Origin of the sequence: Streptococcus sp. IsoGale022 (assembly GCF_031142805.1) — a bacterium.
GTDB classification, from domain to species: Bacteria; Bacillota; Bacilli; order Lactobacillales; family Streptococcaceae; genus Streptococcus; species Streptococcus sanguinis_A.
Genome location: NZ_JAKZJI010000015.1, coordinates 1 through 16,083, shown reverse-complemented (window position 1 = coordinate 16,083; position 16,083 = coordinate 1). Strand labels below are relative to the sequence as shown.

The window sequence follows — 16,083 nt, the reverse complement described above, 5'->3', positions numbered from 1 at the left end:
TTACTTTTTCTTTTTCTGTGCTTTTTTCAGGGCACGTTTCTTTTTCTGTTCCAATTGACGCTCTGACCGTTCCTTGGCTTCCCGCTCGGCAATGATTTTAAAAGGATTGCTCAGCAGCAAGGTCTGAACCACCTGATAAGCATTTGAGACCGCCCAGTAGAGGGCTACCCCACTCGCTGCATAGAGGGCAAAAAAGAAAATCATCACTGGCATCAGGTACATCATGACTGTCATACCGCCATTTCTCTCAGGCAAGGCCTTGTTTGAAAGCCAAGTACTGAAGAAAGTGAAGAGAGCCGCCAACAGCGGAAGAATAAAGGTCGGATCTGTCGCTCCTAGATTGAGCCAGAGGAAGTGGCCAGTTTTCATAAATTCAACCCGAGTCAGGGCTTGAAACAGAGCCAAGAGCACTGGCATCTGGATAAAGAGTGGAATGAATGAGGCATAGGGATTGACACCCATTTCTTTGTAGAGTTTTTGCGTTTCCTCAGCCAAGGCTGTTCTGCTCTCCATATCCTTACCAGGATACTTTTCCTGCAGCTGCTTGATATGTGGCTGTACTTCCTGCAGCTTGCGCGAAGAAGTCGTCTGGAATTGGAAGACCGGCAGGAGAACTGTCCGGATAATCAAGGTAAAGAGAATAATCCCAATCCCCTTGCTTCCACCAAATGATAGAAAGCGAATGGTATCTGCAAAGAAATAGACCAGCTTCTCCCAAAAGCCATGTGAATCGGCCGTTACTTGACTGGTTCCGCAGGCTGTGAGAAAGAGCAGCGAGGCAACCAGCAAAATCCCTAATTTACTTTTCTGTTTCACAAATGAATCCTTCCTGATAAAGTTTAGCAATCTTTAATACATGCAATAAATTTTGTTCAACTTGGTGGTAGTCCAGCTCTTCCACTCCTTTGCGAGCAATAACGACGAAGTCTGCCTGGACTAACTGTTTCTGATGCTGCATCAAGACATGGCGAATTTTTCTTTTAATACGATTACGAACTACTGCATTCCCTAGCTTTTTACTGACGGAAATTCCAACTCGAAAATGCTTCTGATCTTTTTCTAACATGTAAACGACAAATTTTCGATTAGCAAAACTCTGCCCTTTTTTAAAAATCGCATTAAAATCTTTTTCGCTCTTGACGCGATAGTTTTTTCTCAAAACTCAACTCCATCCACCAAAATTATATCTATTATACCATATTTTTCGAAAATGCCAATAAGAGCCGCTATGACGCTGTTTTTACAAATATTTAAAAGGTCGATTCACTTAAAAAACACCGCAATCCCCTTGCGATGTTCCCTATATCTTATGCCTTTTCCAGCTGTTTCTTCGCTCTTTCAAATTCCTGACGGATCTGTGCAAATCCTGTCCCGCCAAGGGAATTCCGCTTTTGTACAGCATTCTGGGACTCAAGCGCTTGATAAATATCTTCCTCAATCAGCGACGACACTTCCTGATAGCGATTCAGAGAGATATCCTGTAAGTAATAGCCTGCCTTGCTGCATTCCAGCACCAACTTTCCGACAATCTCATGGGCTTCCCGGAAAGGCAGTCCTTTCTTGGCCAGATAGTCAGCCAATTCTGTCGCATTGGAGAAATCCTGCTGAGTTGAGACCAGCATTTTTTCTTTGTTTACAGTCATACTAGACAGCATACCCGCCATAATATCCAGCGATTTTTGGATGGTATCTACTGTATCAAACATGCCTTCCTTGTCTTCCTGCAGGTCCTTATTGTAAGCCAAGGGCAAGGATTTCATAACCGTCAGAAGGCTGAAGAGATGACCGTAAACCCGACCGCTCTTGCCCCGAATCAGCTCCGCCATGTCCGGATTTTTCTTTTGCGGCATAATGGAAGACCCGGTGCTAAAGGTATCTGACAGGCTGACAAAGCCGTATTCATAGCTGCACCAGTTAATCAGCTCCTCGCAGAGACGAGACAGATGCATGATGAGAATGCTGCTGTTAGATAGAAATTCTAAGATAAAGTCCCGATCACTGACCGCATCCAAGGAATTGTGGTAAATACCTTTGAAGCCCAATAAATCAGCTGTCAACTCTCGGTCAATCGGAAATGTTGTCCCCGCCAGAGCCGCTGCTCCTAAAGGAGACAAATCCGTATGCTCCAGATTAAAAGCAAAGCGCTGACTATCCCGGCTGAACATCTGATAATAGGCCAGCAGATGATGGGCAAAGCTAATCGGCTGAGCATGCTGCAGATGGGTATAGCCTGGCATGATGGTCTCTACATGCTCTTCTGCCAAGGCCAGCAGCACCTGTCGCAAATTCAAGAGTTTCTCCGCAATCTGACCGAGCTGATCCTTGAGATAAAGGTGCATATCTGTCGCCACCTGGTCATTACGGGAGCGAGCCGTATGGAGCTTACCAGCTACTGGCCCAATCTCCTCGGTCAGAAGAGCCTCCATATTCATATGAATATCTTCATTACGCACATCAAACTCAAGCTCTCCAGCCTCATAACGTGCTAACAGCTTTTCCAAGCCCGCCTGAATAGCAGCCGCTTCCTCTGGAGCAATGATTCCTGTCTGCCCCAACATTTTGACATGGGCTAGGCTGCCCTGCAGATCATAAGGAGCCAGACGATAGTCAAATCCGATGCTGGCACCAAACTCTTCTACCCAGCCTTCCAGAGAGGCTTCAAAACGTCCGCCCCACAGTTTATGATTCGCCATAGGAAAGCCCCTTTCTATTTGTCTTTGTGAGCCTGAACCTCTGCGTGAACCTTAGATGGAAGCCCCCACAGCTTGATAAAGCCAATCGCAGCATCCTGGTCAAAAGTATCTGCACTGGTATAAGTGGCCAGACTTTCATCGTAAAGAGAATTGTCAGACTTACGCGCCACGACTGTCGCAGACCCCTTATAAAGCTTCACCTTAGCTGTGCCATTGACCACTTGCTGGGTGGATTTGAGATAGGCAATCAAGGCTTCTGTCGCTGGATTAAACCAGAGACCATTATAGATGAGATTAGACAGCTCATTTTCGATAATCGGCTTGAAATGAGCCAATTCTCTGACTAGAGTCAGATCCTCGATTTCCTTGTGGGCAGCCAAGAGAGTCACCGCCCCAGGGCATTCATAAATTTCCCGAGACTTAATCCCTACCAGACGATTTTCCACATGGTCAATCCGCCCAACACCGTGCTGTCCTGCCAAGTCATTCAGCTCAAGAATCAAGTCCGCCAACTTCATCTTTTTGCCATCTAAAGCAACTGGCACGCCAGCCTCAAAGTCAATATTTACATAGACTGGGCTGTCTGGCGCTGCTTCTGGCGCAACCGTCAAATCATAGGCATCTTCCGGCGCTTCATTCCAAGGGTTTTCCAAGACACCACACTCATTGGCCCGTCCCCAAAGGTTTTGGTCGACTGAATAAGGACTATCCAGATCTGCAGGAATGGGCACACCATTAGCTTTGGCATAATTGATTTCTTCTTCCCGAGACCATTTCCACTCCCGAACCGGAGCAATGACCTTGAGACTGGGATCCAAGGAGGCGATAGCCACTTCAAAGCGAACCTGATCGTTTCCTTTTCCGGTACAGCCATGGGCAATGGTCGTCGCCCCCGTCTTGTGGGCAATTTCAACCAATTTCTTAGAAATCAAAGGTCGGCTCAGAGCGGACACTAGAGGATATTTTCGTTCATAGAAGGTGTGTCCTTGCAGAGCAACCAAGACGTAGTCTTCCGCAAACTCGTCTTTAACATCAATAACATGTGATTCGATAGCGCCAACTTTCAGCGCCTTGTCATGAATGAAATCTAAATCATTTCCTTCACCTACGTCCATGCAGACCGCGATCACATCATAATCCTTGTCCAGCCAAGTAATAGCCACCGAAGTGTCCAAGCCGCCGGAATACGCTAAAATGACTTTCTCTTTAACCATGCGATTACCTCTATCCTTCTACATTTTATTTTTAAACATTCTACTGTATGAAAATGCGAATGTCAAGAGGAAATTTAATATTTATTAAAATAAAAGCGTTTTATCGATTTTTATTCAAAATCAATATATTATATACTGGACTTAAAACAAGAAAAAAGAGTCTGTCAAGACTCCTTATTTTACGCGGTAAAAAACATCGGGATGTTCGGAAACGCTTTGAGTAATGATAAAGCGATCTTGACTGGTATCAGTCGGATCCGTTCCATTGACAGTCTCCCCAGCTGGCAGACTCTTTCCTGCTGGGATTATAAGAAAGGCAGCACCAGTTTGGTTTTTCCAACGAATCCCTGCTCGGTAAATCCCATTTTCATCTGGCCCAGAGTAATCTCCTGTCTCAAGCTTGGCAACATCTGACTCAATACCAGACGCATCGAATGTATAACTGTTCCCTTTGGCATCCTGCCAAGTACCAATCATGCTGGAGAAATCTCCAGAAGCAATAGCCTTCATATCCAAACTAGAAGTTGATGCCGTCTCTTTCTCTCCTTTGCTAGTTTCCTTGGTAGACTTTTCAGCTTCAGTTTCCAAATTCTGCTGAGAGCCTGTATCAGAAGTTTCCTGATTATCCGCTTGACTATCAAGTTCGCTCGAATTGGTCCCTCTTTCAAACTTTTTAGAAGATGCAGAACTAGTCGAACTTGCTTTAGAATTGTTGGAAGCAGGATTCGTCTGCTCTTTCTTTTGATTACAGGTTACTAGCACGAGTAAGGCTACTAGTCCTCCAATCAAGATGATGATCCATTTTTTCATTTTTCTCTCCTTAAGGTATTTTCTTATTACAATTGTGACATAAAAACAAAAATTTGCAAAGTAAAAACCAGCTAGAAAGCTGGTTTATCTTATTGAATTTGATTCAGCATGTTTTCGATATGCTGGATGGATTTTTCGCGGCCCAGCAGGTAAATCGTATCTGGCAGCTCTGGTCCATGCATTTCGCCCGAAACGGCAATCCGAATCGGCATAAAGAGATTTTTACCCTTGATTCCTGTCTCTTTTTGGACAGCCTTGATTTGTGGGAAGATATTCTCCGTCACAAAATCTGCATCAGACATGGCTTCTAGCTTTTCTTTGAAGGCTGTCAACACGGTCGGTACCGTTTCACCAGCCATGACCTCACGCTCCGCATCTGTCAACTCTGGAAAGTCCGCAAAGAAGAGGTCTGTCAGCGGCACGATTTCGTCTACAGACTTCATTTGTGGTTTATAGAGCTCTACAAGCTTTTCTGCCTTGTCTGTCAAACGGCCCGCTTCTTCCAGGTATGCCTTAGCCAGAGCGAATATTGTGTCAAAATCTGCATTCTTGATGTATTCGTTGTTCATCCAGTCCAGCTTCTTCTGGTCAAAAGCAGCAGGGGACTTACTGAGACGTTTTTCATCAAAGAGCTCAATCAACTCTTGACGAGAGAAAATCTCATGCTCGCCGCCAGGATTCCAGCCCAGCAGTGCAATAAAGTTAAAGACTGCTTCTGGCAGATACCCCTTCTTGCGATAATCCTCGATAAACTGCAAGGTATTGGTATCGCGCTTGGACAGCTTCTTACCTGTTTCAGAGTTAATAATCAGGGTCATGTGGCCAAATTCTGGAGCTTCCCAGCCCAGAGCTTCATAAACCATGAGTTGCTTAGGCGTGTTGGCAATGTGGTCATCTCCACGAATAACATGTGAAATTTCCATCAGATGGTCATCAATAACCACAGCAAAGTTGTAGGTTGGATAGCCGTCTTTCTTCTGGATAACCCAATCGCCACCAATATTGCCGCCTTCAAACTCAATTTCGCCCTTGACCATGTCAGTCCACCTGTAGACACCAGCTTCATTAACAGCCAGACGAACCGTCGGAATAACACCCGCTGCTTCGCGCTCAGCGATGTAGGCTGCCTTCTCGTCCTCTGACATGCCTAGAAACTCATTGATATAACGCGGTGTTTCACCAGCTTCCTCCTGACGTTCGCGTTCAGCCGCTAATTCTTCCTCAGTCACATAGGACTTGTAAGCCAAGCCCTTGTCCAAGAGTTCATTGACGTATTTTTGGTAAATATCCAAGCGCTCAGACTGGCGGTAGTTTTCGTGAGTCTCAGGACTTTCATCCCAGTCAATGCCCAGCCAGCGTAAGTTTTCGAGCTGTGAACGTTCTCCGTCTTCTACATGGCGCTTGCGGTCTGTATCCTCAATACGGATAATGAAGGTCCCGCCATGATGACGAGCATAGAGGTAGTTAAAGAGCGCAGTCCGCGCATTTCCGATGTGTAAAAGTCCAGTCGGACTTGGTGCGTAACGCACTCGAATCGCTTTTGTCAAAGTTCCATTCTCCTATTTGTGTTTCAGGGAATTATTCCCACTCCGATTTTCAAACGTAATCATTATATCATACTCTGAAGGCAGAATACGACTTTACAGTCTATTTTTACGATAGGCGCTCTTCCAGCTGGAAGTCGATAGGAAGCCAGGCCAGCACATTCTCCATCTGCTTTTCCCAGTAATACCACTCATGCTTACCCGGGCTGTGGCTGTAAGTAATCTCCAAGCCCAAGTCTTGCAGGTTTTTTACTGCCTCCTGATTAGCCTCGTAGAGAAAATCCTCTTCGCCGCACCATGCCCAAAGCTTGGTCTTTTTATCAGATTGCTTAGCTATGCTCTCTAGCGAATGAGGACTACTGGTCCAGTCTTTATAGTCTCCAAAAACTCCCCGCCAATAGGCTGGTGTTGCTATTTCAGCATTATCTGGTCGAGCATCAAGAAAACTCAAAGCGCCAGAAAGACTAGCTGCGTATGAAAAGCGGTTAGACTTGAGAGCCAGCTTAAAGGCTCCATATCCGCCCATGGAAAGACCAGCGATAAAATTCTTCTCCCGCTTATCTGACATATTTGGGAAAAAGCGCTTGAGCACCCGAGGCAGCTCCTCAGCGATGGCTTCGTAATAGTTAAAGCCGTACTGAGTATCGGTGTACCAGCCGTTGCTGGTATTAGGCATAACAACAATCAAGTTGGTCGAGCGAACCAGACGCTCAATATTTGAGCGCTTGAGCCAGCTATTGTGGTTACCGTTCATACCATGAAGCAGGTACAAAACAGGAATATCCTTATCATCCGGCTTATCAACACGAGCTGCGTCCGGATAGAGGACATTGACGCCCCATTCCATCTCCAAAGCCTCAGAATAATACTCTATTTTCATCACTGCCATTCGCATTTCTCCTTCGTATCTTCCTGACAAGAAAAAGCCGAAGCCCGACTTTTCTTGTATTTGTGTTTAGATTTTTACCGCACTTCCATAACGACCGGCAAAATAGCTGGACGACGCTTGGTTTGGTCAAAGAGATATTTGGCCAAACTGTCACGGACAGCTCCTTTCAGCTCACCCCAGTCAAAGCTATCCTGCGCCAGATAGTCTTCCACTGTTTTATTGATAATGTCAGAGCTTTCACGCAAAATATCTCTGCTCTTCTTGACATAGACAAATCCACGGGTGTGTACCTTAGCCTTGGAAATGATTTTCTTTTCCTTACGGTTAACTGTGAGTGCCACGATGAAAATACCATCTTCAGACAAGACCTTGCGGTCGCGCAGGACGATATTGCCCACATCACCGATCGCATTCCCATCAATCATGACATCTCCTGCTGACACAGCACCAGCAGGCACAAAATCACCATGGTCGTATTCCATGATGCTGCCCCGCTTAGGAATGAAGATATTTTCCGGCAGCATGCCGACTTCCATGGCAGCCTTAGCATGAGCATCCAAGCCACGGTACTCACCCTGAATAGGGAAGAGGTACTTAGGCTGCAGCAGGTTAATCATGAGCTGCAAATCACGCGCATTCCCATGACCCGAAACCCGCAGGTTTTGGGTAATCAGCTTGACAATGCCACCCGCCTGATAAATCATATTTTCCACGCGAGCTACGACCGCTTCCTTGGCAATTGACGGCGTCGTTACGATGTAAATCAAATCGCCTTCCTTGATTTCCACATAGCGGTGACGGCCGATCGACATCTTGCGCAGGCCATTGATAGGCTCACCCATCCGGCCAGTCTCCAAGATAATCAGCTCATGGTCTTCAAACTTAGACATTTCCTTAGGCTTGATCAAAAGGCGTTCGTCCACCAAGGACAGCTTCTTGAGGCGGATAGCTGTACGAACGATATTTTCAATATCAAAGCCTGTCAAAACCACTCGACGGCCAGTCTCAGCAGCTGCATCAAAGACCTGCTGGATACGAGACAAGTTGCTGGCAACCGCCGCAACAATCACGCGGCCATCCCAGTCGGCAATCGTATCTTCGATTTCCTTGCCAACCTCGCTCTCACTAGCCACCTGAACGCTACTGTCCGCATTGGCTGAATCACTGAGCAAGGCCAGAACACCCTCACGGCCAATTTCAGCTAAACGGCCAAAGTCTGTCGCGTAGGAGGGGCTGGCAGACTGGTCAAACTTGAAATCACCTGTATAAACGATGCTGCCTTTTCTGGTCTTGATGACAATTCCCAAACTCTCAGGAATCGAGTGGGTCGTCCGGAAGAAGGAAACCACGGTTTTACCAAATTCAATCTCAGTATTTTCATCAATCACATGGAAATCATTGAACTTCTTAACTGCATCGTTATTTTTAACAAAAAGCTTAGCCAGCTCAATCGTCAACTCTGATCCGAAAACTGGCACCTTCGCATCTGCCAAAAGATTAGGCAGAGCACCAATCGCATCTGCGTGCCCATGTGTCAGAAAGACACCCGCAATCCGCTTCTTGTTTTCAAACAAATAGTCCATGTTGGGAACGACATAATCCACACCCAACTGCTCATTTTCTGGGTACTTCAACCCAACATCCAATACAAAAATGGAATCATCCACTTCGGCAACGTAGAGGTTTTTACCATTTTCACGTACGCCGCCCAAAGCAATCAGTTTAATATTGCTCTTGCTCATTTTTTCTCCTATTCAATTTTCAGAACCTCACTTTTAACAAAGATTCTTTATTTTATTACTAACGGTCCTTGGCTAGCCAAGTCGAATTACAGTCTTGCAAACCAAAGGTTCGCACATCTAACCTATTATAGCATTTTTTCAGCTTTTTTCAAAACAAAGAAAAATTGTTTTTCCATTATCACTTAGAATGGAGCTATTTTTCTAACCACGAAAAACACACCGACAGCAAAAAAAGAAACAGCCGCAAACTGTCCCTTTTTAGGGTTAGGCTTTGCCAGTCAGATTAAAACGGACAAAATAAACCATTATAGCAGCTGTAACCAAGAAAGCCAGCCCGACCGTTGCCAGAGCATGAGCAGAAAAGAACAGCAGGCTAGCTATCAAGCTTAGAATCGGAAACGCTACCTCTATAAGCAGAAACCTCATTGAGAATCTACGTTCTAGCTTATTACAAGGGGTATAGGGCAGAAGGTCAGACAGGGGGAGGAATTTTCATTGCCGAAATGCTCGGAAAGCCCAATCAACTTCTACCCAAAAGTGATAATGTCCAGAAGAAACAGCCGCTCAATCAAATGAGCAAAATCGATGGGGCTGAGATCAGCCGAGACAAAACTGTGATTGGGATTACTGAGAAAGCCGGGCAGGATTTAGGTCGTCAAAATTCCAATCACTTCTACCCAAAGACCGATATGGCAAGGAAAGATCAGAGGCAGAAAGAGGCAGGCCGTACAAATGACATAGTCGGCTTCATAGTCAAACAGTTGGTGGCGGCATTTTTCTTTTTTTATATTCATACTCTTTCATAAATCCTAAAAACGATTCGCCCATATAGCCAAGCGCTGGTAGAAAAAGAGCCAGCAGTCTGCAAGAAAATTAAGGCCCAGAACAATGTAAAGGCCGCGAAGATTTTCCTTAGCATAGACCGCGCTAGCGTAAATCAGTTCCTGACCACCTAAGTGATAATTCAACAAGTCCATCTCTTCTAAATAAATAAGCTTACTCCAAAATTCACTGCCTAGATAAATTAACAGAATATAATTTGCTACTCTGATTACTGGATACAGATATGATGCCAAATAGTAATGTGCATGCTTTTGAAGATGCCAGCGTCTCAGCCATTCTCGTCTATCAAGCTGAGGTCCTGCAAGAATAAAAGTGAGGACGGCCGCTGTCTCTACAACATCTTTGAAGGGATAGAAGCTCCATTTGAGAATAGGCTCAAAAGAATCAATACCTGTAATCCCGTAGCTTTTAATCACTAAACTATCCAAGAATTGATAATTGAAGATAATGAATAACATTAAAAATAATATTAAAAACAAGAAAAAGAAATAACCTTTTTTCCACCTTAAAAATCTTTTATACTTCCGACTCCGCCGAATCATCTGCAGCTTGAAATTGGGATTATTCGGTATATTCTCCGCAATAGGCTCACCGCAGGCTGGGCAGATGACATAGTCGGCCTCATAGTCAAACAGCTGGTGCCGACATTTTTCTTTTTTCAGCTTCATTTTCTCTTTACCTTTCCAAAAACCCGAATATCAAGCTGTATGATATTCGGGTTTCTCACCTTTTATTGGCTCACATGGTCTTGCAAATTGCTTATCACCAGTCAACACCATAGTATCGGAGCATCCGCTTGCTGACCCGCATGCCATTGTATTGAATCAGCGAAATCCAGCGGTATTTGTCAATCAAATCCTTGGCGACCATGAAGAAGAGTCCTTGCGGCATAACTCCCAGACTTGACAGAACATAGCTGTCTACTCCGATTGTTACGGAGGAAACAGCATTGAAGAGTAAGTCTACCACACTATTCCTATAGTATTCGTCATATTTTTCCAAGTCAAGACTTTTATTCAAGGCTGCGATTAGTTCCCTTAAATTTGAGGAAGAATTATATAAGGTTTTAAAGGTGTCCACTTGATTTCTTAAATCTACTCCACTTCTACCAGCTTGTATTATCAAATGAGATGCTCTAAGTGCTGTCTGCGAAGCAGTCAAATCAAGTTCTTCTATATTGACAGCCTCCTTCAATAAATCAGCACTATCTTTTAGGGTTTTAACGGTATTGATAGTATTATAAATCAGTTCTCCCCTCTGAACCCCTCTTAGATAGGTATCGTAAGTGCGCCTGTCGTCATTGACAATCCAGGAACTGAAGTAGGTTTCGTTAGAATACTCTGGTACGACTTTCTCTAAAACACCTGTCTTAATGTCCACGAAGTGAGACAGATACATATAGGCTGTCTCTTTTTCAAGAGTTGTCGCATTGGCATCGCGGCCCATGTTTAACTTGGCCATCTCATAAGCATAATTCCATTGATTAGCCATGTTTTTGGCTTTTTCCTGCTTCTCCATCGCTTCTTTATCGCCTGTCAGTTGATTAGCCACATCATTGACATACTCCTTCAAATCCCGATAAAATTCGTCGTCTTTCCGATTTAATGACGTAAAATCATTGATGGACAAACCAACTTTTTTGCAGAGAAGAGTCTACCAGATAGAGATTGGACAGCACTGTATCGCTTATCTCTCCGTTCTGCGACTGCTCCGCAAAGACAATCTGACTTGGCAAGACACTGCTCAAAGAGAAAAACAGAAGTAAAAGATACATTTGAACTTTTCTTATAATCGGCATAATCATACCCTTCTAATAATGAAAAGCAATGATGACGCTTGAAAAACAGCTCCTATAATAACCTCCCTTCTAACTGCTAATTGTTTCCCAATCATCATTCCTAATATAAATATATAACGAAAACCCTTTCTTGTCAACGGTATATTATACTTGCAAAGTACAAGAAAACATCCCCCAGAGGGCTTTCACCCCAGATATATGGCATGCCAATCGTAGCAAAAAACGACCTCTAGCTTTACTCGGCTAGAGGTCTGGTTTACTTCGCTGGTATGAGAGCAATCAGTTCATCCAAGGTGTAACTGAATAACAATTTTTTATTTATTGTTTTTATTATTTTTTATAAACTTTTAATTCCTTCAACCGCTAATGATTTTCTTTTTATCTTAACATTGGAAATCTCTATAACATAATAAAGCACTATTGATTGAATTCTCGAAGTTTGAAAACCATCTAAAAGCTTCTACTTTCTATACTATCGTTACAATCAGGCAAGCTAAGCAGGCCTGTCTGACAATTCAACCAATATGTCAAGTAAAGCAACTACTTATGTATTACAAACAACTATACCAACAAAGTAAACTTAAAAGCGAATGAATTTGGTTTCCTTTCTCTCTATTTCTTTAACTCTATTATAGTACTCTATTTAGATTTTTGCAAGCGTTTACACTCTAAAAATCAAAAAATCTTTTAAGTAGAAAAGGAGACCTTGAAATATGGCCTCCTTTAAACTGTATATAGCGTTTGTCCGCTGCTAGAATTAAGAAAGATTATTTTTAAGGAAAATCAATTTTTCTCTTATTTTTCGTCTTTTTTAACCATATTTTTAACGCCTTCGATTGCGCCTTCAACAGCATCTTTGGCATCTACTGCAACTTCTTTAACTTTTGAAACTACTTTTTCAGCAGCTCCTTCTTTTTCTGTTTTTTTATCACCAGTTAATTTGCCTAGGCCTTCTTTTACAGAACCTTTAGCTTGGTTGAATTTTTCTTCTGTAGACATAATTGATACCTCCTTTATTAGTTTCAATTTTTAAAGCAATGAAAGAATATAAGAATTCCTAATCTTGGTTAGAGAATTAACGAACGCGAGCTTTTTCATTTGATGCAGCGTCTTTAACAGCCTCTACACCATCGCCAACTTTTTCTTGAACAGCTGAGAAACCGCCGCTAATACCAGATTTTGCTTTTTCGAATTGCTCTGAAGCAAATTCGCCTGTTGATTCAGCAACGTCTGTCACACGATCTTGCAGGCTTACTGAGTCAGCTTCGTGTTGTTCTTTTGTTTTAATATCAACAACATTGACATTTACTTCAACAACTTCCAAATCAGTCATCTTAGATACTTCTTCCACAACAACTTTTTTGATTTCCTCGTATAATGCAGGAACATTCTTTTGATATTCCACAACTACGTTCAAGTCAACAGCTACTTGTTCTTTACCAACTTCAACGTTAACGCCATGAGTGACATTGTCAGAGTTGACAATTTTATCTTTTAAGTTAGAGAAGAAGCCACCGTCAACAGCAAGCAAGCCTGAAACTTTCTCTAAAGAGATACCAATAATTTTTTGAATGACCTTATCATCGTAAGTCAATTCACCTTTTACTTCATGAGCTGCTTGAGCAACTTCTTTTTTTGCAACATCTTTAACATCTTTATTTGACATGTTAAACTCCTTTATTCTTATTTAAATATATTTTTGTTTTGAATATAATATCCAATTCCTGCCCCTAGAGTAGCGCAAATCAAGACAAATAGAGTCTTAAAGAAGCCAAAGGATAGGATAAAACACGCTAGAATAATGCCTGCTAATCCAGACAAGATTGGATATTGATATTTTTTAAACCATTCCATTTTTTACTTCCTTACTTTACACGACTAGTAGTTTTTTTAGCCGCTTCTTTTGGCTTGAAGTCTGAGACAGAGATTTTAAGCTTGACATTATGATTGATTCCGAAGAATTCTGTCAATCCAGACGCAATTTCTTCTTGAATCAACTGACTTCTCTTGATGATGTTTTCCGAAGGAACGATTGCCCCTTTAACGGACACCATGCATTTGTTTTTACGGCTATTTACTGAAACTGTAGGATCTTTAATTAAACCGTGTTCTGTTAACAGACTACGAACAAACCCTTCAATGGCTGAATTTTTCAGCATCAGTTTCCCATCCGCATCAGCTAGCTGAATTTCCAAACGTCTCTTAGGATAAAAAGCTATCACTAACATCAGTAGTAAGATTAAGCTTGCTAAAACCACAGTACCCCAGAAAACATACCTAGAAAGATAGTAACCCACAAAAGGAATCTGCTTCCAAATGAATAACTTCCAGCTAAATAACTGGAGCCCCAGACCGCTGACTTTATGAAAGTCTAGCAAAACAGGAATCAAAATTGTCAAGATTAAAATACAGAAAATAAGGGAAAGTATTTTTCTTGATTTTGACATATTGAATCCTCACATCATTAAATTTTAAATTGTATTTTGAAAAGTAAAAAGACAATTTATGCCTTTTTACCTACAAAAAATGATACAACAGCTACTACAATAACTGCACCAATGATAGAAGGAAGCAAGGCCATACCAGCCAAACTAGGACCCCAAGTTCCTAAAAGTGACTGACCGACAGCAGAACCAACTAAACCTGCAACAACGTTTGCAATAACACCCATTGAGCCGCCTTTTTTAGTGATTGATCCAGCAATAAGACCAATAACTCCTCCAACAATAATAGACCAAAGCATATTGATTCTCCTTTCTAATTTTTTCTAAATCAAAATTGTTTAATAATATTTTTTACTATTATTTTTTGATTAACATAATTATATAATTTTCCAACTTGGAAACATAATAATTCAACTTGGTTTTCTTTCCGTTTATCTGTACTATAGATACGCAAATATAAGAATTACTTGTTCTATAGGCTTTTATCAGCATTTTTAGATATATTTTAGAGTTGTTAAACGAGGTTAAATGCACAAAATATGGTATAATTGCCTGATAATAAAAACACTATATAAAGAAAGATAATATTTTAATGCGAGAATTACTGTCTAAAAAGAGCCACAGACAATTAGAACTATTAGAACTACTATTTAAAAACAAACGCTGGTTTCATATTTCTGAGCTAGCTGAACTATTGAATTGTACGGAACGTTCAGTAAAAGATGATTTATCCCATGTCAAGTCCTCTTTTCCTCAATTGATTTTTCACTCGTCTACTAATGGCATACGTATCATTAATACTGATGATAGTGATATTGAAATGGTCTATCACCATTTTTTTAAGCATTCAACCCATTTTTCAATTTTAGAATTCATCTTCTTTAACGAAGGATATGAAACTGAGAGTATTTGTAAAGAATTTTATATAAGCTCTTCTTCACTCTATCGTATAATCAGTCATATTAACAAAATCATAAAAAAACAATATAATTTTAAAATTAGTCTCAATCCTGCTCGGATAATTGGAGATGAGATTGATATCCGTTATTTTTTTGCACAATATTTTTCGGAAAAATATTATTTTCTTGAATGGCCCTTTACAGATTTTTCTGTAGAACCTTTGTGTAAGCTGTTAGAACTGGTCTATAAAGAAACTTCATTTCCTGTCAATTTCTCAACTCAAAGAATGTTAAAATTGCTCCTGGTTACAAATTTATATCGAATAAAGTTTGGTCATTTCTTGGAAGTTGAGAAAGATTCTTTTAACAATCAATTGTTAGAATCTTTCATGCAGGCAGAAGGAATCGAAGACATTGTAGCGAGCTTTGATTCTGAATATCATATCTCTTTGAATAAAGAAGTGATAGGTCAACTATTTGTCTCCTATTTTCAAAAAATGTTTTTCATTGATGAAAATCTATTTATGAGCTGCGCAAAAACAGACAGCTATGTAAAAAATTCGTATAAATTATTAAGTGATTTAATTGATCAGATAGAAAGCAAATATAATCTAAAAATAGACAATAATGACAATCTTATTTGTCATTTGCATAATACAGCACATCTGCACCGCCAGGAACTATCTACAGAATTTATTCTGTTTGATCAAAAAGGGAATACAATCAAGAACTTTAAAAATATTTTCCCTCGCTTTGTTTCAGAGGTAAAGGAAGGGATTGAACATTATCTAGAGACTTTGGATATCCATAGCACACCAATGAAAGTCAACCATCTATCCTATACTTTTATCACCCACAGCAAACATTTAGTACTGAATCTTTTACAAAATCAGCCTAAATTAAAGGTTCTAGTCATGAGTAATTTTGATCAGTATCATGCAAAATCAGTAGCAGAGACACTTTCTTATTATTGCAGCAACAATTTTGAACTTGAAGTTTGGAATAAATTAGAACTATCAATTGATTCTTTAAAAGAATCACCTTACGATATCATCATTTCTAATTTTGTTATTCCACCCATTGAGAACAAGAGACTGATCTATTCCAATAATATTAATACGGTCGCACTCATCTCCTTACTTAACGCAATGATGTTTATTCGCTTAGATGAGTGATTTAGACTATTTTTATAACAAAAAAACCGCAA

Annotated in this window: 18 protein-coding genes; 2 read left to right on the top strand and 16 right to left on the bottom strand. The window is 41.2% G+C overall.

From position 1 onward, the window contains the following. From RG608_RS08305 to RG608_RS08270, 8 genes are all read right to left on the bottom strand, one after another. Positions 1-816 carry a YidC/Oxa1 family membrane protein insertase gene (locus RG608_RS08305; protein WP_268686795.1) on the bottom strand — a complete coding sequence of 272 codons (816 nt, stop codon included), beginning with the start codon at positions 814-816 and terminating at the stop codon, positions 1-3. After that, on the bottom strand, positions 800-1,159 hold the full coding sequence (gene rnpA / locus RG608_RS08300; RefSeq protein WP_268686794.1) for a ribonuclease P protein component: 360 nt from the start codon (positions 1,157-1,159) through the stop codon (positions 800-802). The genes RG608_RS08305 and rnpA overlap by 17 nt, the downstream gene beginning before the upstream one ends. A 148-nt stretch (positions 1,160-1,307) precedes the next feature. Further along, positions 1,308-2,693 (bottom strand): argininosuccinate lyase, encoded by a 1,386-nt coding sequence (gene argH / locus RG608_RS08295; RefSeq protein ID WP_308946829.1) that lies wholly within the window; start codon positions 2,691-2,693, stop codon positions 1,308-1,310. 14 nt (positions 2,694-2,707) lie between these two features. After that, entirely contained in the window at positions 2,708-3,907 is a 1,200-nt protein-coding gene (locus RG608_RS08290) for an argininosuccinate synthase (protein WP_002928100.1), read from the bottom strand. Between the two features lie 174 nt (positions 3,908-4,081). Further along, positions 4,082-4,717, bottom strand: a complete 636-nt coding sequence (locus RG608_RS08285) for a DUF6287 domain-containing protein (RefSeq protein ID WP_268686792.1) — start codon at positions 4,715-4,717, stop codon at positions 4,082-4,084. A gap of 89 nt (positions 4,718-4,806) precedes the next feature. Further along, on the bottom strand, positions 4,807-6,264 hold the full coding sequence (gene gltX / locus RG608_RS08280; RefSeq protein WP_268686791.1) for a glutamate--tRNA ligase: 1,458 nt from the start codon (positions 6,262-6,264) through the stop codon (positions 4,807-4,809). A gap of 106 nt (positions 6,265-6,370) precedes the next feature. Next, on the bottom strand, positions 6,371-7,150 hold the full coding sequence (locus tag RG608_RS08275) for an alpha/beta hydrolase family protein (protein WP_268686790.1): 780 nt from the start codon (positions 7,148-7,150) through the stop codon (positions 6,371-6,373). A gap of 74 nt (positions 7,151-7,224) precedes the next feature. Further along, positions 7,225-8,892: a ribonuclease J gene (locus RG608_RS08270; protein WP_268686789.1), complete on the bottom strand. Its 1,668-nt coding sequence runs from the start codon at positions 8,890-8,892 to the stop codon at positions 7,225-7,227. 425 nt (positions 8,893-9,317) lie between these two features. On the opposite strand from RG608_RS08270, the gene RG608_RS08265 reads away from it, so the two are divergent. Beyond that, on the top strand, positions 9,318-9,698 hold the full coding sequence (locus RG608_RS08265; protein ID WP_308946827.1) for a hypothetical protein: 381 nt from the start codon (positions 9,318-9,320) through the stop codon (positions 9,696-9,698). Between the two features lie 3 nt (positions 9,699-9,701). Here the strand turns inward: RG608_RS08265 and RG608_RS08260 are convergent, their stop codons facing one another. The 8 genes from RG608_RS08260 to RG608_RS08225 all read right to left on the bottom strand — a co-directional run bounded on the left by RG608_RS08260 (position 9,702) and on the right by RG608_RS08225 (position 14,276). Continuing rightward, complete coding sequence (locus tag RG608_RS08260; RefSeq protein ID WP_002928110.1) at positions 9,702-10,403, bottom strand: hypothetical protein; 702 nt, start codon at positions 10,401-10,403, stop codon at positions 9,702-9,704. A gap of 94 nt (positions 10,404-10,497) precedes the next feature. Continuing rightward, positions 10,498-11,364, bottom strand: coding sequence for a hypothetical protein (locus RG608_RS08255; RefSeq protein WP_268686787.1), 867 nt, complete (start codon positions 11,362-11,364; stop codon positions 10,498-10,500). After that, positions 11,351-11,509 carry a hypothetical protein gene (locus RG608_RS08250; protein WP_268686786.1) on the bottom strand — a complete coding sequence of 53 codons (159 nt, stop codon included), beginning with the start codon at positions 11,507-11,509 and terminating at the stop codon, positions 11,351-11,353. Before RG608_RS08250 ends, RG608_RS08255 begins: the two co-directional genes overlap by 14 nt. Positions 11,510-12,328: 819 nt before the next feature. Beyond that, the gene (locus RG608_RS08245; protein WP_002908609.1) at positions 12,329-12,532 is read right to left on the bottom strand and encodes a CsbD family protein; all 204 of its coding nucleotides are present in this window, start codon (positions 12,530-12,532) and stop codon (positions 12,329-12,331) included. Between the two features lie 76 nt (positions 12,533-12,608). Further along, positions 12,609-13,199 carry an Asp23/Gls24 family envelope stress response protein gene (locus RG608_RS08240; protein WP_002928115.1) on the bottom strand — a complete coding sequence of 197 codons (591 nt, stop codon included), beginning with the start codon at positions 13,197-13,199 and terminating at the stop codon, positions 12,609-12,611. 17 nt (positions 13,200-13,216) lie between these two features. Continuing rightward, positions 13,217-13,387 (bottom strand): DUF2273 domain-containing protein, encoded by a 171-nt coding sequence (locus tag RG608_RS08235; RefSeq protein WP_002899156.1) that lies wholly within the window; start codon positions 13,385-13,387, stop codon positions 13,217-13,219. Positions 13,388-13,398: 11 nt separating this feature from the next. Then, positions 13,399-13,980 (bottom strand): alkaline shock response membrane anchor protein AmaP, encoded by a 582-nt coding sequence (amaP, locus tag RG608_RS08230; RefSeq protein ID WP_268686785.1) that lies wholly within the window; start codon positions 13,978-13,980, stop codon positions 13,399-13,401. A gap of 56 nt (positions 13,981-14,036) precedes the next feature. Continuing rightward, the gene (locus RG608_RS08225; protein WP_002899160.1) at positions 14,037-14,276 is read right to left on the bottom strand and encodes a GlsB/YeaQ/YmgE family stress response membrane protein; all 240 of its coding nucleotides are present in this window, start codon (positions 14,274-14,276) and stop codon (positions 14,037-14,039) included. A 293-nt stretch (positions 14,277-14,569) separates the two neighbouring features. Here RG608_RS08225 and RG608_RS08220 point away from each other — a divergent pair, with 293 nt between their 5' ends. Continuing rightward, positions 14,570-16,051 carry a M protein trans-acting positive regulator PRD domain-containing protein gene (locus RG608_RS08220; protein ID WP_268686784.1) on the top strand — a complete coding sequence of 494 codons (1,482 nt, stop codon included), beginning with the start codon at positions 14,570-14,572 and terminating at the stop codon, positions 16,049-16,051. Positions 16,052-16,083: the final 32 nt, after the last annotated feature.

Bases quoted from the DNA above. Each gene is read 5' to 3' on its own strand.
- argH (WP_308946829.1), bottom strand. From the start codon at position 2,693: ATGGCGAATCATAAACTGTGGGGCGGACGTTTTGAAGCCTCTCTGGAA.
- RG608_RS08220 (WP_268686784.1), top strand. From the start codon at position 14,570: ATGCGAGAATTACTGTCTAAAAAGAGCCACAGACAATTAGAACTATTA.
- RG608_RS08275 (WP_268686790.1), bottom strand. From the start codon at position 7,150: ATGGCAGTGATGAAAATAGAGTATTATTCTGAGGCTTTGGAGATGGAA.
- RG608_RS08270 (WP_268686789.1), bottom strand. From the start codon at position 8,892: ATGAGCAAGAGCAATATTAAACTGATTGCTTTGGGCGGCGTACGTGAA.
- RG608_RS08260 (WP_002928110.1), bottom strand. From the start codon at position 10,403: ATGAAGCTGAAAAAAGAAAAATGTCGGCACCAGCTGTTTGACTATGAG.
- RG608_RS08245 (WP_002908609.1), bottom strand. From the start codon at position 12,532: ATGTCTACAGAAGAAAAATTCAACCAAGCTAAAGGTTCTGTAAAAGAA.
- RG608_RS08285 (WP_268686792.1), bottom strand. From the start codon at position 4,717: ATGAAAAAATGGATCATCATCTTGATTGGAGGACTAGTAGCCTTACTC.
- RG608_RS08240 (WP_002928115.1), bottom strand. From the start codon at position 13,199: ATGTCAAATAAAGATGTTAAAGATGTTGCAAAAAAAGAAGTTGCTCAA.
- RG608_RS08250 (WP_268686786.1), bottom strand. From the start codon at position 11,509: ATGTATCTTTTACTTCTGTTTTTCTCTTTGAGCAGTGTCTTGCCAAGT.
- RG608_RS08290 (WP_002928100.1), bottom strand. From the start codon at position 3,907: ATGGTTAAAGAGAAAGTCATTTTAGCGTATTCCGGCGGCTTGGACACT.
- RG608_RS08225 (WP_002899160.1), bottom strand. From the start codon at position 14,276: ATGCTTTGGTCTATTATTGTTGGAGGAGTTATTGGTCTTATTGCTGGA.
- RG608_RS08235 (WP_002899156.1), bottom strand. From the start codon at position 13,387: ATGGAATGGTTTAAAAAATATCAATATCCAATCTTGTCTGGATTAGCA.
- amaP (WP_268686785.1), bottom strand. From the start codon at position 13,980: ATGTCAAAATCAAGAAAAATACTTTCCCTTATTTTCTGTATTTTAATC.